Here is a 17788-nt window from a genome sequence, read left to right as displayed (position 1 = left end):
AAGAAATGGTTATGCCAGGTGATAACGTTTCTATCACAGTTAAGTTGATCAACCCGATCGCGATGGAAGAAGGTCTCCGTTTCGCGATTCGTGAAGGTGGTCGTACTGTTGGTGCTGGTGTTGTTGCTAAGATTATCGTTGGTTAATTATTCTTTAAAAGTTATCGGTGAGGCTCGCTAGTTTCATCGATAAAATTTAGAATAATCCGAAATTTGGTGTACACTAGTCGGCTGTCGTGCTTTTTAAGTGCGACAGCCGTAGTTTTTTAGTATTCGCTCTTTGTTAAAAATGCCACAGTTAATGCATCGTGGCTCGTTCTTTATAGGAAATATCATGTCTACAGCAAATCAAAAAATCCGTATTCGCTTGAAAGCGTTTGATTACAAGTTGATCGACCAATCTGCTTTGGAAATCGTAGAAACAGCTAAGCGTACCGGCGCTGTTGTTAAAGGCCCAGTTCCTTTGCCAACACGTATTCAACGTTTCGACGTTTTGCGTTCCCCGCACGTCAACAAAACTTCCCGTGATCAATTCGAAATCCGCACGCACCAGCGTTTGATGGACATCGTTGATCCAACGGATAAGACTGTTGATGCATTGATGAAGCTCGACTTGCCAGCTGGCGTTGACGTAGAAATCAAATTGCAATAATCAGCAATAGTTCTCGATGAATTGATGATTGCTTGAAATTGAGGTGGTCATCAAAAAATCGGGAAAACTGACATACCATAAAATTTTCCATTTTCAAATAAATTTATCTTGTAAGTGGAAATTTTTCGGGTTACAATCGAAGGCTTAGATTTTGATAGGCTTTTGTCTGTCTATTTTTAAGTATTAAAAGTAAGTTTCTAAACATCAGCCTCACCCAATCGTAGGTGAGAATGGAGAAAACAATGAGCTTGGGCCTAGTTGGTCGCAAGGTTGGTATGATGCGCATTTTTACTGATGATGGTGATTCAATTCCAGTCACAGTATTAGATGTCTCAAACAACCGCGTGACACAAATCAAAACTCCTGAAACAGACGGTTACTCCGCTGTTCAGGTAACATTCGGTCAGCGCCGTGCATCCCGTGTAACTAAAGCGGCTGCAGGTCACCTCGCAAAAGCGGGCGTGGAAGCTGGTACTGTCTTAAAAGAATTCCGTGTTGACGCTGCTAAAGCTGCTGAACTGAAAGCAGGCGATGTTGTGCCTGTTGGCTTGTTCGAAGCTGGTCAAAAAGTCGACGTGCAAGGTGTGACAATTGGTAAAGGCTATGCCGGTACTATTAAACGTCACCACTTCGCATCTGGTCGTGCAACTCACGGTAACTCACGTTCGCATAATGTACCTGGTTCTATCGGTATGGCGCAGGATCCTGGTCGCGTTTTCCCAGGTAAACGCATGACTGGTCACTTGGGTGATGTTACGCGTACAGTGCAAAATCTTGTCATCGCTCGTGTAGATGCTGATCGCCAATTGTTGTTGGTGAAAGGTGCTATTCCAGGCGCGAAAAACGGTCAGGTGATTGTATCGCCAGCTGTTAAAGTTAAAGCAAAGAAGGGGGCTTAATCTATGGAACTGAAGCTCCTAAATGCGGATGGTCAATCTGCTTCTAATGTTGCTGCACCAGATACTATTTTTGGTCGTGACTACAACGAAGCCTTGATTCATCAAGTTGTTGTTGCTTACCAAGCGAATGCTCGCAGTGGTAATCGCAAACAATTGGGTCGTGACGAAGTTCACCACACAACTAAGAAGCCATGGCGTCAAAAAGGTACGGGTCGTGCTCGTGCTGGTATGTCATCTTCCCCATTGTGGCGTGGAGGCGGTCGCGCTTTCCCTAACTCTCCTGATGAGAACTTCTCTCACAAAGTTAACAAGAAGATGTATCGTGCAGGTATCTGCTCGATCTTGTCTCAGTTGGCTCGTGAAGGTCGTTTGAATGTTGTTGACAGTTTGACTGTTGATGCGCCAAAAACTAAGTTGTTGTCCGAGAAATTGAAGACAATGGGTTGCTTGGATTCAGTATTGATTATTACTGAAGACTTCAACGAAAACTTGATGTTGGCTGCTCGCAATCTGGTTAACGTTTTGGTTGTTGAGCCACGTTATGCTGATCCAGTTTCTTTGGTGTTCTACAAGAAAGTGTTGATCACTAAAGCGGCCTTGACAAAGATTGAGGAGATGCTGGCATGAGCGTAATCAAGCATAGTGAAGAACGCCTGATGAAGGTGTTGCTGGCTCCGGTGATCTCTGAAAAAGCAACCATGGTTGCAGAGAAAAACGAGCAAGTTGTTTTCCTGGTTATGCCAGATGCAACTAAGCCAGAAATCAAGGCTGCTGTTGAGTTGCTGTTTAAGGTTCAAGTTGAATCTGTGCAGGTAGCTAACCGCTTGGGCAAACAAAAACGTACTGGTAAATTTAATGGCCGTCGCAATCATACAAAACGCGCTTTTGTATGTTTGAAGCCAGGTCAAGAAATTAACTTTACCGAGGGGGCATAAGCATGGCACTCGTTAAGATGAAGCCAACCTCACCAGGCCGTCGTGGTATGGTTAAAGTGGTAACTGAAGGCTTGCATAAAGGCCGTCCGTTTGCTGCTTTGTTGGAAAAGAAAAATAAAACTGCTGGCCGTAACAACAATGGTCATATCACTACTCGCCACATCGGCGGTGGTCATAAGCAGCACTATCGTTTAGTCGATTTTAAACGTTCTAAAGATGGTATTCCTGCGAAAGTTGAACGCATTGAATACGATCCTAACCGTACAGCGCACATTGCTTTGTTGTGCTACGCGGACGGTGAACGTGCATATATCATTGCATCCAAAGGTATGGCTGCTGGTGATCAGGTTATGAATGGCTCACAAGCGCCAATCAAATCTGGTAACTGCTTGCCAATCCGCAATATCCCAGTCGGTACAACTATGCATTGCGTAGAAATGTTGCCTGGCAAGGGTGCACAGATTGCTCGTACTGCTGGTGCTGGTGTTGTGTTGATGGCTCGCGAAGGTACATACGCTCAAGTGCGTTTGCGCTCTGGTGAAGTTCGTCGTATCCATATCGAATGCCGTGCAACTATCGGTGAAGTCGGTAACGGTGAGCATAACCTACGTAAAATTGGTAAAGCTGGTGCGATGCGTTGGCGCGGTGTTCGCCCGACAGTTCGTGGTGTTGTCATGAATCCTATCGATCACCCACACGGTGGTGGTGAAGGTAAGACAGCAGCAGGACGTCATCCAGTTTCTCCATGGGGTCAGCAAACTAAGGGTAAGAAGACACGTCGCAACAAGCGTACGACTTCCATGATCGTTTCACGCCGTGGCAAGAAATAAGGGGTAACACATGACACGTTCAGCTAAAAAAGGGCCGTTTTGCGACGCCCATTTGGTAAAGAAAGTCGAAGCTGCGCAAGCAAATAAAGACAAAAAGCCAATTAAGACTTGGTCACGTCGTTCGACAATCATGCCTGATTTCATCGGTCTGACTATCGCTGTACACAATGGTAAGCAGCACGTACCAGTGTACGTTTCTGAAAACATGGTAGGCCATAAATTGGGCGAATTCGCATTGACTCGCACATTTAAAGGTCATATCGCGGATAAGAAAGCGAAGAGATAATATGGAAACCAAAGCAATATTGAAGGGTGTACGTCTGTCCGAGCAAAAAGGTCGCTTGGTAGCAGATTTGATCCGTGGTAAGAAAGTCGATCAAGCATTAAACATCTTAGCCTTCAGTCCGAAAAAAGGCGCGACTATCATTAAGAAAGTCTTGGAATCAGCAATTGCTAATGCCGAGCACAATGATGGTGCCGATATCGATGAATTGAAAGTTACGACGATTTATGTCGAAAAAGGACCAATTCTCAAACGCTTTACCGCGCGCGCAAAAGGTCGTGGTGATCGTATCTCTAAACAATCCTGTCACATTTATGTGACTGTTGGTAACTAAGGAGTCACGATGGGACAGAAGATACATCCAACCGGTTTCCGTTTAGCGGTAACACGTAATTGGTCTTCACGCTGGTATGCTGGCAATGCAAATTTTGCCACTATGCTCAACGAAGATATCAAAGTACGTGAGTACCTCAAAAAGAAATTGAAAAATGCATCAGTAGGTCGTATCACTATTGAGCGTCCGGCAAAAAATGCACGTATTACTATTTACAGCTCCCGTCCAGGTGTTGTGATTGGTAAAAAAGGCGAAGATATCGAATCCTTGAAAGCGGATTTGGCAAAGATCATGGGCGTGCCAGTGCACGTAAATATCGAAGAAATTCGTAAGCCAGAAATCGATGCTCAATTGATCGCTGATTCTATCTCTCAGCAGCTCGAAAAACGTATTATGTTCCGCCGCGCGATGAAACGTGCGATGCAGAACGCAATGCGTTTGGGCGCTAAGGGTATCAAGATCATGTCTAGTGGTCGTTTGAATGGTATCGAAATTGCACGTAAAGAATGGTATCGCGAAGGCCGTGTGCCTCTGCATACTTTGCGTGCTGATATCGATTACGGTACAAGCGAAGCATCTACGACATACGGTATTATTGGCGTTAAAGTGTGGGTCTATAAAGGTGATCGTTTAGCCAATGGCGACGCTCCTGTAATCGAATCTACACCAGAAGACGACAAAAAACGTCGTGGCCCACGTCGCGAAGATGGCAAGCCAAATAGCCGTCCACGTGCAAAGCGCCCTGAAGGTCAAACTCCAACTGGTACAGCAGCAGCTCCAGCAGCTAAACGTGTTCGCACGAAAGCAGCTGACGGCGCAGCGGCACCAGCTGAGAAAGCAGGAGAATAATCATGCTGCAACCAGCACGCAGAAAATATCGTAAGGAACAAAAAGGCCGCAACAAGGGTATTTCCCATGATCGTGGTACAGCAGTTTCTTTCGGTGAATTTGGTTTGAAATCAATTGCACGTGGCCGTATTACAGCACGTCAAATTGAAGCTGCACGTCGTGCTATGACTCGTCATATCAAACGTGGTGGCCGTATTTGGATTCGTATTTTCCCAGATAAGCCAATTTCTCAGAAACCAGCTGAAGTTCGTATGGGTAATGGTAAGGGTAATCCAGAGTACTACGTAGCCGAGATTCAACCAGGCAAAATGTTGTACGAGATGGATGGCGTTGATGAAGCGCTGGCACGCGAAGCTTTCCGCTTAGCAGCTGCTAAATTACCATTGTTGACAACGTTTGTCGTACGTCAAGTCGGCACTTAATAGGGAGTTGTAAATGAAAGTATCTGAACTCCAAGGCAAAGACTCCGCAGCTTTGACGAAAGAATTGAATGATTTGTTGAAGGCACAATTCAGCCTGCGTATGCAAATCGCAACGCAACAGTTGAATAACACTTCGCAACTCAAAAAAGTTCGTCGTGACATCGCCAGAGTTAAAACAGTCATGAATCAGAAGGATGCCAAATAATGAACGATCAAGTTAAAGTTGCCCTGAAGCGCACATTGATTGGCAAAGTTGTTTCCGACAAGATGGATAAGACAGTGACAGTATTAGTTGAGCGTCATGTTAAACATCCTTTGTACGGTAAGATCATTGTGCGTACTGCGAAATATCATGCGCACGACGAAGCTAACCAAGCAAAAGCCGGTGATACAGTCGAGATTCAAGAAGGTCGTCCAATCTCTAAAACTAAAGCCTGGACATTGACTCGAGTTGTACAAGTTGCGCCAGTTTTATAAATAGTTGTTGCAGTAATCGTTTTTTGATGTAATAATGATGGGCTGTCATTTGCAAAGCTTGCAAATGACAGCTTAAATGTCTCTCAAGGATTAATTTGAGAGTGGTTAAAAAATCGTCCACCTAATCGGTTGACTCGTGCATTGTTATTTGTGCTTCTAAGGCGTCTGACAATAAAAGAGTTGGCTGGCGGGACCAAGACTGACTACAGATTTGCAATGTGCGGATTGTGTGGATTAAGTTGGGAAAGAGAACAATATGATTCAAACAGAAAGCCGGCTAGAAGTGGCTGACAATACCGGTGCGCGCGAAGTTTTGTGCATTAAAGTATTGGGTGGCTCTAAGCGTCGTTATGCAGGGATCGGTGATGTTATCAAGGTAACAGTCAAGTCTGCTGCTCCACGCGGTCGCGTAAAAAAAGGTGAAATTTACAATGCAGTTGTGGTTCGTACTGCTAAAGGTGTTCGTCGTCAGGATGGCTCTTTGGTGAAGTTCGACAGCAATGCTGCAGTGTTGTTAAATGCAAAACTTGAGCCTATCGGGACTCGTATTTTCGGCCCAGTAACGCGTGAACTGCGTACTGAGCGTTTCATGAAGATCGTTTCGCTTGCTCCAGAAGTGCTGTAAGGAGTCGTGATGAATAAGATTCGTAAAAACGACGAAGTCATCGTCTTGACGGGTAAAGACAAAGGTAAGCGCGGTCAAGTGCAGCAATGCATTGACGCAAATTACGTTGTTGTTGCAGGTGTTAATGTTGCTAAAAAAGCGACTAAGCCTAACCCAATGACTGGAGCAGTTGGTGGCATCGTGGATAAAGTGATGCCGATTCATGTTTCCAATGTGGCGTTGTTTAATGCTGCATCTGGTAAAGCAGACCGTGTAGGCTTTAAGGTTGTGGATGGCAAGAAAGTCCGCGTCTATAAGTCGACTGGCGAAGTTGTGAAGGCATAAAGTCATGGCCCGTCTACAAGCATTATATAAAGATAAAATCGTTGCAGATTTGACTGAGAAGTTTTCATATAAGTCTCCAATGGAAGTTCCTCGCATCTTGAAGATCACCCTCAATATGGGTTTGTCCGAAGCGATCGCTGATAAGAAAATTATCGAGCACGCTGTTGGTGATTTGACGAAGATTGCAGGTCAAAAACCTGTCGTAACTAAGGCACGTAAAGCGATCGCTGGGTTTAAAATCCGCGAAGGCTATCCAATCGGCTGTATGGTCACCCTGCGTGGTAATCATATGTACGAATTCTTGGATCGTTTCGTGACTGTGGCTTTGCCACGCGTTCGTGACTTCCGTGGTGTATCTGGCCGCGCATTTGACGGTCGTGGTAACTACAATATTGGTGTCAAGGAACAGATCATTTTCCCTGAGATCGAGTACGACAAGATTGACGCGTTGCGTGGTATGAATATCAGTATTACCACGACAGCTAAGACCGACGAAGAAGCAAAAGCGCTTCTCGCCGCATTTAAATTTCCGTTCAGAAACTGAGGTCGCCATGGCAAAATTGGCACTGATTAATCGTGAGCAAAAGCGTGCAGATTTGGTGAAGAAATTCGCTGGCAAACGCGCCGAATTGAAGGCCATCATTGATGACCAGTCAAAAACTCCAGAAGAGCAATATTTAGCTCGTTTGAAGTTGCAGGCATTGCCACGTAATTCTAATCCGACTCGTCAGCGCAATCGCTGCGCTTTGACAGGTCGTCCACGTGGCACATTCCGTAAGTTCGGTTTGGGCCGTATTAAAGTCCGTGAATTCGCCATGCGTGGTGAAATCCCGGGTATGACTAAAGCTAGCTGGTAATAGGAGAATAAGCAATGAGTATGAGCGATCCTATCGCCGATATGCTGACCCGCATCCGTAACGCGCAAGTTGTTCAAAAGACTGCCGTCGCGATGCCGTCCTCTAAGGTAAAAGTTGCAATTGCAAACGTGCTGAAGGACGAAGGCTACATTGAGGATTTCGCAGTAGTTGACGCTGCTGGTAAATCTGAATTGAAAATCGGTTTGAAGTATTATGCAGGACGTCCTGTTATCGAACGCTTGGAACGTGTATCACGTCCAGGTCTCCGTATTTACAAAGGTAAAGACGAGATCCCAAGTGTGATGAACGGTTTGGGCGTGGCCATTGTGTCCACACCTAAGGGCGTTATGACTGACCGCAAAGCGCGCGCAACCGGTGTCGGTGGCGAAGTTATTTGCTACGTCGCCTAAGGAGTGCAAGATGTCTCGAGTAGGTAAAATGCCAATCGCGTTGCCAGCAGGTGCAGAAGTTGCAATCTCAGCAGCAGCGATTACAGTAAAAGGTCCAATGGGCGTATTGACACAAAGCTTGAATGGTTTAGTGTCTATCGCAAACGACAGTGGTGTCCTCAATTTCAAGCCGGCAAATGACAGCCGTGAAGCTAATGCTATGACTGGTACCTTGCGTGCCTTAGTCAATAACATGGTTAACGGTGTTACTAAAGGTTTTGAGAAGAAGTTGAACCTCGTCGGCGTTGGTTATAAAGCGCAAGCGCAAGGCGACAAGTTGAATCTCTCCTTGGGTTTTTCTCATCCTGTCGTTCATGACATGCCAGCTGGCGTGACATGTGCAACACCAACTCCAACTGAAATTCTCATCAAGGGTGTGAATAAGCAGCAAGTTGGTCAGGTCGCAGCAGAAGTTCGTGCATACCGCAGCCCAGAGCCTTATAAAGGCAAGGGTGTCCGCTACGCGGACGAAGTGGTTGTGATTAAAGAAACCAAGAAGAAGTAATAGGGGTTAGACGATGGATAAGAAACAATCACGTCTGCGCCGCGCGACTCAAACCCGTGCCAAGATCGCAGAGCTCAAGGTCACACGTTTATCTGTGCACCGTACGAACCTGCATATCTACGCCAGCATCATTGATGCAGATTCCAAAGTATTGGCATCTGCTTCTACAGTGGAAGCTGAAGTGCGTGCAGAATTGGCAGCGGCATCTAAGCACGGTGGTAATGCTGCGGCAGCCACTTTGATTGGTAAGCGCGTTGCGGAAAAAGCATTGAAAGCAGGAGTTACCGAAGTCGCGTTTGATCGCTCCGGTTTTCGTTACCACGGTCGTGTGAAGGCGTTGGCAGAAGCCGCGCGTGAAGCCGGCTTGAAGTTCTAAGGAATATTGTCATGGCAAAAATGCAAGCAAAAACAGCAGCCGACAAGCCGGATGATGGCATGCGCGAAAAAATGATCGCGATCAACCGTGTAACCAAAGTGGTTAAGGGTGGTCGTATCATGGGTTTCGCCGCACTGACAGTCGTTGGTGATGGTGACGGTCGCATCGGTATGGGTAAGGGGAAATCGAAAGAAGTTCCTGTAGCCGTACAAAAAGCGATGGAAGAAGCCCGCCGCAAAATGATTAAAGTAACTTTAAAAAACGGTACATTGCAACATGCAGTGACTGGTAAGCACGGCGCCTCATCAGTCATGATGATGCCTGCTAAAGAAGGTACTGGCGTTATTGCTGGTGGGCCAATGCGCGCGATTTTCGAAGTATTGGGAGTTGTTAATGTAGTTGCTAAGTCAAATGGCTCTACTAATCCATACAATATGGTTCGTGCAACTTTGAACGGTTTGTCGAAAATGAGTACGCCTTCCGATATCGCTGCAAAGCGCGGTAAGTCCGTTGAAGAAATTTTGGGCTAAGGTGAGCGAAATGACAAATACAGTTAAAGTACAATTGGTCAAGGGTTTGATCGGTACGCGCGAGTCACATCGTGCTACTGTGCGCGGCTTAGGTCTGCGTCGCGTAAATTCAGTTTCTGAATTGCAAGACACACCAGCAGTGCGCGGTATGATCAATAAAGTCTCGTATCTTGTGAAGGTTGTATCGTAAGCCTTAGGGTTTACGATCGGAGCAAATTATGGAATTAAATACAATCCAACCAGCTGATGGCGCTAAACACTACAAACGTCGTGTTGGTCGTGGTATCGGTTCTGGTATCGGTAAAACAGCGGGTCGTGGTCATAAAGGTCAAAAATCTCGTACAGGTGGCTTTCATAAAGTCGGTTTCGAAGGCGGTCAAATGCCTTTGCAACGCCGTTTGCCTAAGCGTGGTTTCAAGTCTTTGGCAACACCTTACAAAGCAGAAGTTCGTTTGTCTGACCTGGAAAGTTTGCCAGTTACAGAAATCGATGTCTTGGCATTGAAGCAAGCTGGTGTCGTTTCTGAATTGGCGCGCGTTGTTCGCGTTATTTTGTCAGGCGAGATCACTAAAAAAGTAACTTTGAATGGCTTAATCGTCAGCAAAGGTGCTAAGGCTGCGATCGAAGCTGCTGGCGGAACAGTGACTGAATTAGTGATTGCACCAGTGGTTAAGAAATTACCTGCTAAAGCTAAAGCATCTGCTTAATTAAGTCATAACAGGAGCAAACATTGGCAACATCTCCTCAACAAACTAAAAGTGCCGCAAGTGGTTTTCCTTGGGGAAGGCTCTGGTTTTTGCTAGCAGCACTGGTTGTATATAGGATAGGCGCACATATACCTGTTCCTGGAATTGATCCAAAGGTATTAGAAGATTTGTTTAAGCAGAACCAAAATGGTATTTTGGGTATGTTTAACATGTTCTCTGGTGGTGCTTTGTCTCGCTTCACTATTTTGGCGCTGGGAATTACGCCTTACATTTCTGCTTCTATTATTATGCAGTTGATGTCAGTTGTGTCCCCGCAGCTAGAAGCACTGAAGAAAGAAGGCGAGTCGGGTCGTCGTAAGATTACTCAATACACACGTTACGGTACTTTGGTACTAGGCGTGGTGCAAGCTTTCTTCATTGCTTTTGGTTTGGAAACGCAGGCGGGTTTGGTTTTAGATCCTGGAATGGCGTTTAGATTTACCACTGTCGTTACCTTGGTAACTGGCACGATGTTCCTGATGTGGTTAGGTGAGCAAATCACTGAGCGCGGTTTAGGTAACGGTATTTCTATCATCATCTTTGCAGGTATCGTGGCTGGCTTACCAGGTGCGTTAGCAGGACTGTTCGAACTAGTTCGTACCGGCTCTATGCAAGCGTTTTCCGCGTTGATTATTTGCGTGATGGTTGTTGCAGTGACTTATCTGGTTGTGTTCGTAGAGCGCGGCCAACGTAAGATTCTGGTCAACTATGCGAAGCGTCAGGTAGGCAATAAAGTTTATGGTGGTCAAAGCAGTCATTTGCCACTCAAGTTGAATATGGCAGGGGTAATTCCTCCGATTTTTGCTTCTTCTATTATTATGTTGCCTGCCACGATTACTGGCATGTTTGCAAAAGGAGCGCAAGATCAGGATTCTGGATTTGTTCGGTTCTTGCAAGATTTAGCAAGTTCTCTGACGACTGGTGAACCTGTGCATGCATTGTTGTACGCTGTAACGATTATCTTCTTTTGCTTCTTCTACACTGCGCTGGTATTCAACAGCAAAGAGACAGCAGATAACTTGAAGAAGAGTGGTGCTTTTGTCCCAGGGATTCGTCCAGGTGATCAAACATCCCGTTACATCGACAAGATTTTGATGCGTTTGACTTTGATTGGCGCGGTATACATTGCATTGGTTTGCTTGTTGCCTGAATTGCTGATCGCTCATTGGAAGGTACCATTTTATTTCGGCGGCACATCGCTGTTGATTATTGTGGTGGTGACCATGGACTTTATGGCTCAAGTGCAGAATTACGTAATGTCACAGCAATACGAATCGCTTCTTCGTAAAGCAAATTTCAAGGGCGGCATACCTTCACGGTAAGCACACCAAAGGAACAGCAGATCGAATGGCAAAAGACGACGTTATACAGATGCAGGGAGAGATTCTAGAGAATCTTCCGAATGCAACATTTCGAGTTAAGTTGGAAAATGGGCATGTTGTGCTTGGCCATATTTCAGGAAAAATGCGAATGAACTATATCCGCATTCTTCCTGGTGATAAGGTGACAGTAGAATTGACGCCTTATGATTTGAGCCGAGCACGCATTGTGTTCCGGACCAAGTAAATTAAATTGAACTAGAAGGGAAGAGGGCAAAAATGAAAGTTCTCGCATCAGTTAAGCGGATTTGCCGCAACTGCAAGATCATCAAGCGCAAAGGTGTTGTTCGTGTAATTTGCACAGAACCACGCCATAAACAGCGCCAAGGTTAATTAACGTTATTGAACGAGGAATAACGAATGGCACGTATAGCAGGGGTTAATATCCCAAATCATCAGCATACCGTAATTGGCTTACAAGCAATCTATGGTATTGGCGGCCCACGCGCAGCAGATATCTGTGCAGCAACGGGTGTATTGACAACTAAAAAGGTCAAAGATCTGGACGACAACGAGTTAGAAAAGCTTCGCGACAGTATTGCAAAATACGTCGTTGAAGGTGATCTTCGTCGTGAAATCTCGATGAACATCAAGCGTTTGATGGACTTAGGCTGCTACCGCGGTCTGCGTCATCGCAAAGGTTTGCCTGTTCGTGGTCAACGTACACGTACGAATGCACGTACACGTAAGGGCCCACGTAAAGCAGCGCAATCATTGAAAAAATAATCCAGCGTAGTTGAAACCAACTGGATTCAAGGAACCAATTATGGCAAAAGCACAAAATAACGCAGCGGCAGCACGCGCTCGTAAAAAAGTTAAGAAAAATGTGGCTGAAGGTATCGCACACGTTCACGCATCTTTCAACAACACCATCATCACGATCACTGATCGTCAAGGCAATGCATTGTCTTGGGCAACAGCTGGTGGTCAAGGTTTTAAAGGCTCACGTAAATCTACTCCTTTCGCAGCTCAGGTTGCAGCGGAAGCGGCAGGTAAAGTTGCGGTTGAGTGCGGTATCAAAAACCTCGAAGTTCGCATCAAAGGTCCAGGTCCAGGCCGTGAATCTTCTGTGCGTGCTTTGAATAATTTGGGTATCAAGATCTCCTTGATCCAAGACGTTACGCCAGTACCACACAACGGCTGCCGCCCTCCAAAGCGTCGTCGTATCTAATTCACTGCTTAGCTTAGGCTAAGCTTTGGATAATTCTAGCAATCATGTTAGAATGTAGCCCGCCAATTGATTTGGTGGGTTTTGTCTTTCGTATTTTTGATACGATTTTATTTTCTTATTCGATTTTTATTTAATAAGACCACTGTCTGATTGCAAGTAGATCAGACTAGCGTAGGTTGTCAAACGGCACTTACGTCATTTTTAAAGGAAATTATTGTGGCACGTTATATCGGACCTAAAGCAAAGTTATCCCGCCGCGAAGGCACGGATCTGTTCCTGAAAAGCGCTCGTCGCTCTTTGGATTCAAAATGCAAATTAGATGTAAAACCAGGTCAACACGGCGCAAAATCTGGCGCACGTACTTCTGACTTCGGTAATCAGTTGCGTGAAAAGCAAAAAGTTAAACGTATGTACGGCGTGTTAGAGCGTCAGTTCCGTCGTTATTTCGCAGAAGCTGATCGTCAAAAAGGTAACACTGGCGAAACTTTGTTGAAATTGTTGGAATCCCGTTTGGACAACGTTGCATACCGTATGGGTTTCGGCTCCACACGTGCAGAAGCACGTCAGTTGGTCAGCCATAAAGCATTCACAGTCAACGGTGGCGTAGTAAACATCGCTTCTTACCAAGTTAAAGCTGGTGATGTTGTTGCAGTTCGTGAAAAGTCTAAAAAGCAAGTTCGTATCGTTGAAGCATTGGCTTTGGCTGAGCAAATCGGTATGCCATCTTGGGTGTCTGTTGACTCCAAGAAAATGGAAGGTACTTTCAAGGCTATGCCTGATCGTAGCGACATCGCTCACGATGTCAACGAATCTCTGATCGTTGAATTGTACTCACGTTAATATTAAGTTTCACCGCCTGCTCATTTTACGATGAGCAGGCTTTTTTCTTTTTGCCATCAGCCTTATCGGTGTAACGAACCGAGGGTATTGAAAAGGACAAATAATGCAAAACAATCTGTTTAAGCCTCGTATTATCGATGTTGAAATGTTGGGCCCTGGCTCAGCGAAAGTAGTGATGGAGCCATTTGAACGTGGTTTCGGTCATACACTCGGTAACTCTTTACGCCGTGTCTTGTTGTCTTCTATGGTCGGTTATGCGCCAACAGAAGTGACCATCGCTGGTGTCGTGCATGAATACTCAACTCTCGATGGCGTGCAAGAAGACGTCGTTGATATTTTGTTGAACTTGAAAGGCGTAGTCTTCAAGTTGCACGAGCGTGACGAAGTGACTCTGACTTTGAAAAAAGAGGGCGAAGGCGCAGTATTGGCTTCCGACATCGATTTGCCACATAACGTAGAACTGATTAATCCAGATCACGTGATTGCGAATTTGACTGCTGGCGGCAAATTGGATATGCAAATCAAAGTGGAAAAAGGTCGTGGCTACGTTCCTGGTAACGTACGTCGTTTGTCCGAAGATGCGAACAAAACAATCGGTCGTATTATTCTGGACGCGTCTTTTTCTCCAGTGCGTCGTGTTTCTTACTCTGTTGAATCTGCCCGCGTTGAACAACGTACAGATTTGGACAAGTTGATCATCAACATCGAGACAAATGGCGTGATCACTCCAGAAGAAGCAATTCGTCAATCGGCTCGCGTTTTGGTCGATCAGTTGCATGTATTCGCGGCTTTGGAAGGCACAGAAGCAGCTGCAGAAGCACCATCACGAGCACCTGCTGTTGATCCAGTACTGTTGCGTCCAGTTGATGATTTGGAATTGACTGTACGTTCAGCAAACTGCCTGAAAGCAGAAAACATTTACTACATTGGCGATTTGATCCAACGTAGCGAAAACGAATTGTTGAAGACACCAAACTTGGGTCGCAAATCTTTGAACGAAATCAAAGAAGTCTTGGCTTCCCGTGGTTTGTCTTTGGGCATGAAGTTAGAAAACTGGCCTCCAGCTGGCTTAGAGAAGTAATTTTTATGTCGGGTCGATTAATTTGACCCGACGTATTGTTTGTAGTGTGTAGTAAGAACATTACCGGTCCGCGTCAAATGGTTTGACGATAGAAGAACTGGAATTTTTAAACAATCGAAAGGAAGTACCATGCGTCATCGTCACGGCTTACGTAAGCTGAATCGTACATCATCACACCGTTTAGCAATGTTGCGCAATATGACAGTTTCCCTGTTGCGCCACGAAGCAATCAAAACAACTTTGCCAAAAGCAAAAGAATTGCGCCGCGTTGTTGAGCCAATTTTGACTTTAGGCAAAACAGATACATTGGCCAACAAACGTTTGGCATTCAACCGTTTGCGCGATCGTGAAATCGTTCAAAAGTTGTTCGCTGAATTGGGCCCACGTTTCGCAAATCGCAATGGCGGTTATCTGCGTATTTTGAAAATGGGTTTCCGCGTTGGCGACAATGCGCCTATGGCCTATGTAGAATTGTTGGATCGCCCAGAAGTCTCTGATGCTGCTGATGCACCAACAGTTGACGAATAAGCTAAGTTGTAGTTAGCATTTCTGAAATAAGAAGCCGCTCAGTAAAATGAACGGCTTTTTTTATTGCTTGTTGCAGGTGATTGGATAAATACAAGTAGAGAATTTTCCCAATTTATAAAAATATTGATACTTGACTTATTGGTTCGACTTAGTCAACAGTACTTATTCCTTCCACATCGATGCCAGACTAAGTTGGCTCCGCCGGCGCCATCTTCCGTATTCCGTTAAGATAGCAAATTGAGCCGCTGGTCTGTTCGTCTTAGTTAAAATGAACTACGATGGTCTGTCCGAATCAGAATGCAAATGTTTTGAATTTCAAAGAGAACTATGAAATCTTCCCCCAGTATGCAATTGATGCGCGATAACTTGCTTCCATTATTCTCAGCTAATCGTGCTATAAGGCTGTTCCTGGGGTTATTGTGTGTTCTCCTGCTCATTGTATCAACGGTGAGAGCGGAAGACTTCCTGGAGCCAGAGAAGGCATTCCAGGTCAAGGCGCAGATGCTAAACAAGGATCAGGTAAGGATTACTTACACCATCGCGGATGCTTACTATCTTTATCGTGAACGTTTGAAATTCGCCGCGCAAGGCGCTGATTTGGGTGCAGTTCAACTCCCCCCAGGTAAAGTCAAATTCGATGATACTTTTCAGAAGGATGTCGAAACCTATCACCACGAATTGGTCGTGCTTATACCTGTGAAGGCAACTGCTGATTTTCAATTGAAATTGGAACTGCAAGGCTGCGCTGAAGCTGGTCTGTGTTATCCACCTATGGAATTGACTTTGCCAGTAACGCTGACAAATATCACGAGTGACGTGAAAGTGGCGCCCCAGATCGCAGAAAGTAGCGGTGAACAATCTAGCATCGCTGATGCCCTGAAAAGTGGTCGTTTAAGTTTGATCATTCCTTTGTTTTTGCTTCTTGGCTTGGGTCTATCGTTGACACCTTGCGTATTGCCTATGGTACCTATCCTCTCGTTCATTATTGTCGGCGAAGGCGCAGCAATAAAACGTAGCCGTGGTTTTTTCCTGTCTTTGAGTTACGTTCTGGGCATGGCATTGGTGTATACCAGTTTGGGTGTCGCCGCAGGGTTGTTAGGTGAAGGCCTGGCGGCGGCTTTGCAAAATCCTTGGGTGCTGTCTGCTTTTGCGTCATTAATGATCGGCTTGTCTCTGTCGATGTTCGGTGTTTATCAATTGCAAATGCCAGCAGCGATTCAAACGCGCCTGACCTATTTCTCTGAAGGTCAACGCAACGGAAAGATGGCAGGCGTGTTTCTTATGGGGGCGATTTCCGCACTCATAGTTGGACCCTGTGTTGCGGCACCTTTGGCCGGCGCTTTGGTGTACATCAGTCAAACCAAGGATGTCGTGGTTGGTGGAACCGCTTTATTTTCTCTGGCGATGGGTATGGGTGTCCCATTGCTGTTAGTAGGCATATCCGCAGGTAGTCTATTGCCACGCGCCGGTGTTTGGATGGAGCAGATCAAACGCTTCTTCGGCGTGTTGATGTTGGCAATGGCGATTTGGATGGTGTCACCAGTCTTGCCGCCTGCGGTGCAAATGAGTGCCTGGGCAATTTTGCTGTTGGGTTATGGGATTTATCAGTTGGCTCTGTATCGAGGTAAAGTACTTTCCAAGCTGATCGCCATTCTCTTTGTGCTGGGTGGCGCGACGCAATTACTAGGTGTTGTGACGGGTGGACGTGACGCATTGGCTCCGATAGCGCATCTCACTGGCAATGTCCAGCATGTGAAGTTTCAACGCATCAAATCGTCTGCCGAATTGGATGCTGTCTTGGCACAATCCAATGGCAAAATTGTGATGTTAGATTTTTATGCAGACTGGTGCGTGTCGTGCAAAGAGATGGAAAAACTAACATTTGTCGAGCCAAGAGTGAAAGCGCAACTGGATCAAATGTTGCTGCTGCAAGTCGATGTCACAGCGAATAACGCAGACGATAAAGCGTTATTGAAACGCTTCGGTTTGTTCGGACCGCCCGGAATTATTTTCTTTGGAGCTGATGGAAAAGAGATTTCAAATACGCGCGTAATCGGTTATCAGAACGCAGACAAATTTTTAAATTCTTTGCAGAAGCTAAAATGATCCAGTGAGATTTTGAGATTAATCGATGTCTAGTCCTAAAATAAGTTGACAACTAAAAGTGTTGCAAACACGCCCGATGAACCTCATTGGGCGTTTTGTTTTTGAGACTCGAGTGTGGTCGTTCGTTGTTATAAATTTGAATGGATTGTGCGATAAGCTTTCGTGCTTGGGCAAGATTTGCTGGGGTGTGCAATAAGAACTCTCCCTTGAGAATGCCATTGACCCGCTCAGCTAGAGCATTTTGATAGCAATCATATCCATCTGTCATTGAGCATCGCACCTTGAATTTCTCATGTAACTGTTGGTAATAAGTAGAGCAGTATTGAATGCCTCGATCTGAGTGGTGTATTAGATCGGACATGCTACTTTTACCACGCAGCGCACGTCGATAGGCCACACTCACTTCCTCTGTTTGCAGGCTGGCGTGAACATGATGCCCGACAATCTTTTTTGAGTAGATATCTGTCACCAAACTTAAATAAACAAATTTTTCACTTGTCGGTATGTAGGTGATATCGGCGACCCAGACTTGTTCTGGTTTAGAAGCGAGCACTTGCTGAGAACCTGCCTTTAGTAAGTTGGGGTGCTTGT

At 45.5% G+C, this 17788-nt stretch carries 31 protein-coding genes and 1 pseudogene; 31 read left to right on the top strand and 1 reads right to left on the bottom strand.

Features of this window, described 5'->3' with window-relative positions:
- The 31 genes and pseudogenes from ACO0KZ_RS20355 to dsbD all read left to right on the top strand — a co-directional run.
- A pseudogene (locus ACO0KZ_RS20355) lies at positions 1 to 146 on the top strand (elongation factor Tu); the annotation flags it as partial.
- Between the two features lie 187 nt (positions 147 to 333).
- Positions 334 to 651 carry a 30S ribosomal protein S10 gene (gene rpsJ, locus ACO0KZ_RS20350; RefSeq protein ID WP_186892579.1) on the top strand — a complete coding sequence of 106 codons (318 nt, stop codon included), beginning with the start codon at positions 334 to 336 and terminating at the stop codon, positions 649 to 651.
- Positions 652 to 893: 242 nt separating this feature from the next.
- Entirely contained in the window at positions 894 to 1550 is a 657-nt protein-coding gene (rplC, locus tag ACO0KZ_RS20345) for a 50S ribosomal protein L3 (protein ID WP_186892580.1), read from the top strand.
- Positions 1551 to 1553: 3 nt separating this feature from the next.
- Positions 1554 to 2177: a 50S ribosomal protein L4 gene (gene rplD, locus ACO0KZ_RS20340; protein WP_186892581.1), complete on the top strand. Its 624-nt coding sequence runs from the start codon at positions 1554 to 1556 to the stop codon at positions 2175 to 2177.
- Positions 2174 to 2485, top strand: a complete 312-nt coding sequence (gene rplW, locus ACO0KZ_RS20335; RefSeq protein ID WP_186892582.1) for a 50S ribosomal protein L23 — start codon at positions 2174 to 2176, stop codon at positions 2483 to 2485. Before rplD ends, rplW begins: the two co-directional genes overlap by 4 nt.
- A gap of 2 nt (positions 2486 to 2487) precedes the next feature.
- Positions 2488 to 3315 (top strand): 50S ribosomal protein L2, encoded by an 828-nt coding sequence (gene rplB / locus ACO0KZ_RS20330; RefSeq protein ID WP_186892583.1) that lies wholly within the window; start codon positions 2488 to 2490, stop codon positions 3313 to 3315.
- A 10-nt stretch (positions 3316 to 3325) separates the two neighbouring features.
- Positions 3326 to 3601 (top strand): 30S ribosomal protein S19, encoded by a 276-nt coding sequence (gene rpsS, locus ACO0KZ_RS20325; protein WP_186892584.1) that lies wholly within the window; start codon positions 3326 to 3328, stop codon positions 3599 to 3601.
- Between the two features lies 1 nt (position 3602).
- Positions 3603 to 3932, top strand: a complete 330-nt coding sequence (gene rplV, locus ACO0KZ_RS20320) for a 50S ribosomal protein L22 (RefSeq protein WP_186892585.1) — start codon at positions 3603 to 3605, stop codon at positions 3930 to 3932.
- Positions 3933 to 3941: 9 nt separating this feature from the next.
- A complete protein-coding gene (gene rpsC / locus ACO0KZ_RS20315) occupies positions 3942 to 4781 on the top strand; it encodes a 30S ribosomal protein S3 (protein WP_186921435.1) in 840 nt (279 codons plus the stop codon).
- Between the two features lie 2 nt (positions 4782 to 4783).
- A complete protein-coding gene (gene rplP, locus ACO0KZ_RS20310) occupies positions 4784 to 5203 on the top strand; it encodes a 50S ribosomal protein L16 (RefSeq protein ID WP_186892587.1) in 420 nt (139 codons plus the stop codon).
- Between the two features lie 13 nt (positions 5204 to 5216).
- Entirely contained in the window at positions 5217 to 5408 is a 192-nt protein-coding gene (gene rpmC, locus ACO0KZ_RS20305) for a 50S ribosomal protein L29 (protein ID WP_186892588.1), read from the top strand.
- Positions 5408 to 5680 carry a 30S ribosomal protein S17 gene (rpsQ, locus tag ACO0KZ_RS20300; RefSeq protein WP_186892589.1) on the top strand — a complete coding sequence of 91 codons (273 nt, stop codon included), beginning with the start codon at positions 5408 to 5410 and terminating at the stop codon, positions 5678 to 5680. Before rpmC ends, rpsQ begins: the two co-directional genes overlap by 1 nt.
- Before the next feature lie 256 nt (positions 5681 to 5936).
- A complete protein-coding gene (gene rplN / locus ACO0KZ_RS20295) occupies positions 5937 to 6305 on the top strand; it encodes a 50S ribosomal protein L14 (RefSeq protein ID WP_016836029.1) in 369 nt (122 codons plus the stop codon).
- A 9-nt stretch (positions 6306 to 6314) separates the two neighbouring features.
- A complete protein-coding gene (gene rplX / locus ACO0KZ_RS20290; protein ID WP_422998596.1) occupies positions 6315 to 6629 on the top strand; it encodes a 50S ribosomal protein L24 in 315 nt (104 codons plus the stop codon).
- 4 nt (positions 6630 to 6633) lie between these two features.
- On the top strand, positions 6634 to 7173 hold the full coding sequence (gene rplE, locus ACO0KZ_RS20285; RefSeq protein ID WP_186921439.1) for a 50S ribosomal protein L5: 540 nt from the start codon (positions 6634 to 6636) through the stop codon (positions 7171 to 7173).
- A gap of 7 nt (positions 7174 to 7180) precedes the next feature.
- A complete protein-coding gene (gene rpsN / locus ACO0KZ_RS20280; RefSeq protein ID WP_186892592.1) occupies positions 7181 to 7486 on the top strand; it encodes a 30S ribosomal protein S14 in 306 nt (101 codons plus the stop codon).
- A 14-nt stretch (positions 7487 to 7500) separates the two neighbouring features.
- Positions 7501 to 7896 carry a 30S ribosomal protein S8 gene (gene rpsH, locus ACO0KZ_RS20275; protein WP_186892593.1) on the top strand — a complete coding sequence of 132 codons (396 nt, stop codon included), beginning with the start codon at positions 7501 to 7503 and terminating at the stop codon, positions 7894 to 7896.
- A 10-nt stretch (positions 7897 to 7906) separates the two neighbouring features.
- Positions 7907 to 8440, top strand: a complete 534-nt coding sequence (rplF, locus tag ACO0KZ_RS20270) for a 50S ribosomal protein L6 (protein WP_422998593.1) — start codon at positions 7907 to 7909, stop codon at positions 8438 to 8440.
- A gap of 13 nt (positions 8441 to 8453) precedes the next feature.
- A complete protein-coding gene (gene rplR, locus ACO0KZ_RS20265) occupies positions 8454 to 8816 on the top strand; it encodes a 50S ribosomal protein L18 (RefSeq protein WP_186892595.1) in 363 nt (120 codons plus the stop codon).
- A gap of 11 nt (positions 8817 to 8827) precedes the next feature.
- On the top strand, positions 8828 to 9346 hold the full coding sequence (rpsE, locus tag ACO0KZ_RS20260) for a 30S ribosomal protein S5 (protein ID WP_186892596.1): 519 nt from the start codon (positions 8828 to 8830) through the stop codon (positions 9344 to 9346).
- 10 nt (positions 9347 to 9356) lie between these two features.
- The gene (gene rpmD, locus ACO0KZ_RS20255) at positions 9357 to 9536 is read left to right on the top strand and encodes a 50S ribosomal protein L30 (protein ID WP_422998590.1); all 180 of its coding nucleotides are present in this window, start codon (positions 9357 to 9359) and stop codon (positions 9534 to 9536) included.
- Positions 9537 to 9564: 28 nt separating this feature from the next.
- Positions 9565 to 10053, top strand: coding sequence for a 50S ribosomal protein L15 (rplO, locus tag ACO0KZ_RS20250; protein ID WP_422998588.1), 489 nt, complete (start codon positions 9565 to 9567; stop codon positions 10051 to 10053).
- Positions 10054 to 10076: 23 nt separating this feature from the next.
- Positions 10077 to 11414, top strand: coding sequence for a preprotein translocase subunit SecY (gene secY / locus ACO0KZ_RS20245; RefSeq protein WP_422998586.1), 1338 nt, complete (start codon positions 10077 to 10079; stop codon positions 11412 to 11414).
- Between the two features lie 25 nt (positions 11415 to 11439).
- Positions 11440 to 11658: a translation initiation factor IF-1 gene (infA, locus tag ACO0KZ_RS20240; protein WP_005663428.1), complete on the top strand. Its 219-nt coding sequence runs from the start codon at positions 11440 to 11442 to the stop codon at positions 11656 to 11658.
- Positions 11659 to 11690: 32 nt separating this feature from the next.
- On the top strand, positions 11691 to 11804 hold the full coding sequence (gene rpmJ / locus ACO0KZ_RS20235; protein ID WP_014004415.1) for a 50S ribosomal protein L36: 114 nt from the start codon (positions 11691 to 11693) through the stop codon (positions 11802 to 11804).
- Between the two features lie 27 nt (positions 11805 to 11831).
- Positions 11832 to 12197: a 30S ribosomal protein S13 gene (gene rpsM / locus ACO0KZ_RS20230; RefSeq protein WP_186892600.1), complete on the top strand. Its 366-nt coding sequence runs from the start codon at positions 11832 to 11834 to the stop codon at positions 12195 to 12197.
- A gap of 40 nt (positions 12198 to 12237) precedes the next feature.
- On the top strand, positions 12238 to 12642 hold the full coding sequence (gene rpsK / locus ACO0KZ_RS20225) for a 30S ribosomal protein S11 (protein WP_186892601.1): 405 nt from the start codon (positions 12238 to 12240) through the stop codon (positions 12640 to 12642).
- A gap of 216 nt (positions 12643 to 12858) precedes the next feature.
- Entirely contained in the window at positions 12859 to 13482 is a 624-nt protein-coding gene (rpsD, locus tag ACO0KZ_RS20220; protein ID WP_186892602.1) for a 30S ribosomal protein S4, read from the top strand.
- A gap of 103 nt (positions 13483 to 13585) precedes the next feature.
- Positions 13586 to 14563, top strand: a complete 978-nt coding sequence (locus ACO0KZ_RS20215; protein ID WP_186892603.1) for a DNA-directed RNA polymerase subunit alpha — start codon at positions 13586 to 13588, stop codon at positions 14561 to 14563.
- Between the two features lie 129 nt (positions 14564 to 14692).
- Entirely contained in the window at positions 14693 to 15091 is a 399-nt protein-coding gene (gene rplQ / locus ACO0KZ_RS20210) for a 50S ribosomal protein L17 (protein ID WP_186892604.1), read from the top strand.
- Positions 15092 to 15418: 327 nt separating this feature from the next.
- A complete protein-coding gene (dsbD, locus tag ACO0KZ_RS20205) occupies positions 15419 to 17197 on the top strand; it encodes a protein-disulfide reductase DsbD (RefSeq protein ID WP_422998583.1) in 1779 nt (592 codons plus the stop codon).
- 52 nt (positions 17198 to 17249) lie between these two features.
- Here dsbD and ACO0KZ_RS20200 read toward each other — a convergent pair.
- Positions 17250 to 17788 (bottom strand): IS3 family transposase (locus ACO0KZ_RS20200; protein ID WP_422998581.1); only part of this gene is annotated, 539 nt, incomplete at its 5' end.

The organism is Undibacterium sp. Di24W (genome assembly GCF_049340325.1).
In the GTDB taxonomy this organism is placed as follows: domain Bacteria; phylum Pseudomonadota; class Gammaproteobacteria; order Burkholderiales; family Burkholderiaceae_D; genus Undibacterium.
Note: the sequence above shows the minus strand (reverse complement) of the source record. Positions and strands in the feature narration are given on the sequence as shown.

Excerpts from the sequence above, each read along its gene's own strand:
- rpsJ (WP_186892579.1), top strand. The coding sequence starts at position 334 with ATGTCTACAGCAAATCAAAAAATCCGTATTCGCTTGAAAGCGTTTGAT.
- rplC (WP_186892580.1), top strand. The coding sequence starts at position 894 with ATGAGCTTGGGCCTAGTTGGTCGCAAGGTTGGTATGATGCGCATTTTT.
- rplD (WP_186892581.1), top strand. The coding sequence starts at position 1,554 with ATGGAACTGAAGCTCCTAAATGCGGATGGTCAATCTGCTTCTAATGTT.
- rplW (WP_186892582.1), top strand. The coding sequence starts at position 2,174 with ATGAGCGTAATCAAGCATAGTGAAGAACGCCTGATGAAGGTGTTGCTG.
- rplB (WP_186892583.1), top strand. The coding sequence starts at position 2,488 with ATGGCACTCGTTAAGATGAAGCCAACCTCACCAGGCCGTCGTGGTATG.
- rpsS (WP_186892584.1), top strand. The coding sequence starts at position 3,326 with ATGACACGTTCAGCTAAAAAAGGGCCGTTTTGCGACGCCCATTTGGTA.
- rplV (WP_186892585.1), top strand. The coding sequence starts at position 3,603 with ATGGAAACCAAAGCAATATTGAAGGGTGTACGTCTGTCCGAGCAAAAA.
- rpsC (WP_186921435.1), top strand. The coding sequence starts at position 3,942 with ATGGGACAGAAGATACATCCAACCGGTTTCCGTTTAGCGGTAACACGT.
- rplP (WP_186892587.1), top strand. The coding sequence starts at position 4,784 with ATGCTGCAACCAGCACGCAGAAAATATCGTAAGGAACAAAAAGGCCGC.
- rpmC (WP_186892588.1), top strand. The coding sequence starts at position 5,217 with ATGAAAGTATCTGAACTCCAAGGCAAAGACTCCGCAGCTTTGACGAAA.
- rpsQ (WP_186892589.1), top strand. The coding sequence starts at position 5,408 with ATGAACGATCAAGTTAAAGTTGCCCTGAAGCGCACATTGATTGGCAAA.
- rplN (WP_016836029.1), top strand. The coding sequence starts at position 5,937 with ATGATTCAAACAGAAAGCCGGCTAGAAGTGGCTGACAATACCGGTGCG.
- rplX (WP_422998596.1), top strand. The coding sequence starts at position 6,315 with ATGAATAAGATTCGTAAAAACGACGAAGTCATCGTCTTGACGGGTAAA.
- rplE (WP_186921439.1), top strand. The coding sequence starts at position 6,634 with ATGGCCCGTCTACAAGCATTATATAAAGATAAAATCGTTGCAGATTTG.
- rpsN (WP_186892592.1), top strand. The coding sequence starts at position 7,181 with ATGGCAAAATTGGCACTGATTAATCGTGAGCAAAAGCGTGCAGATTTG.
- rpsH (WP_186892593.1), top strand. The coding sequence starts at position 7,501 with ATGAGTATGAGCGATCCTATCGCCGATATGCTGACCCGCATCCGTAAC.
- rplF (WP_422998593.1), top strand. The coding sequence starts at position 7,907 with ATGTCTCGAGTAGGTAAAATGCCAATCGCGTTGCCAGCAGGTGCAGAA.
- rplR (WP_186892595.1), top strand. The coding sequence starts at position 8,454 with ATGGATAAGAAACAATCACGTCTGCGCCGCGCGACTCAAACCCGTGCC.
- rpsE (WP_186892596.1), top strand. The coding sequence starts at position 8,828 with ATGGCAAAAATGCAAGCAAAAACAGCAGCCGACAAGCCGGATGATGGC.
- rpmD (WP_422998590.1), top strand. The coding sequence starts at position 9,357 with ATGACAAATACAGTTAAAGTACAATTGGTCAAGGGTTTGATCGGTACG.
- rplO (WP_422998588.1), top strand. The coding sequence starts at position 9,565 with ATGGAATTAAATACAATCCAACCAGCTGATGGCGCTAAACACTACAAA.
- infA (WP_005663428.1), top strand. The coding sequence starts at position 11,440 with ATGGCAAAAGACGACGTTATACAGATGCAGGGAGAGATTCTAGAGAAT.
- rpmJ (WP_014004415.1), top strand. The coding sequence starts at position 11,691 with ATGAAAGTTCTCGCATCAGTTAAGCGGATTTGCCGCAACTGCAAGATC.
- rpsM (WP_186892600.1), top strand. The coding sequence starts at position 11,832 with ATGGCACGTATAGCAGGGGTTAATATCCCAAATCATCAGCATACCGTA.
- rpsK (WP_186892601.1), top strand. The coding sequence starts at position 12,238 with ATGGCAAAAGCACAAAATAACGCAGCGGCAGCACGCGCTCGTAAAAAA.
- ACO0KZ_RS20215 (WP_186892603.1), top strand. The coding sequence starts at position 13,586 with ATGCAAAACAATCTGTTTAAGCCTCGTATTATCGATGTTGAAATGTTG.
- rplQ (WP_186892604.1), top strand. The coding sequence starts at position 14,693 with ATGCGTCATCGTCACGGCTTACGTAAGCTGAATCGTACATCATCACAC.
- dsbD (WP_422998583.1), top strand. The coding sequence starts at position 15,419 with ATGAAATCTTCCCCCAGTATGCAATTGATGCGCGATAACTTGCTTCCA.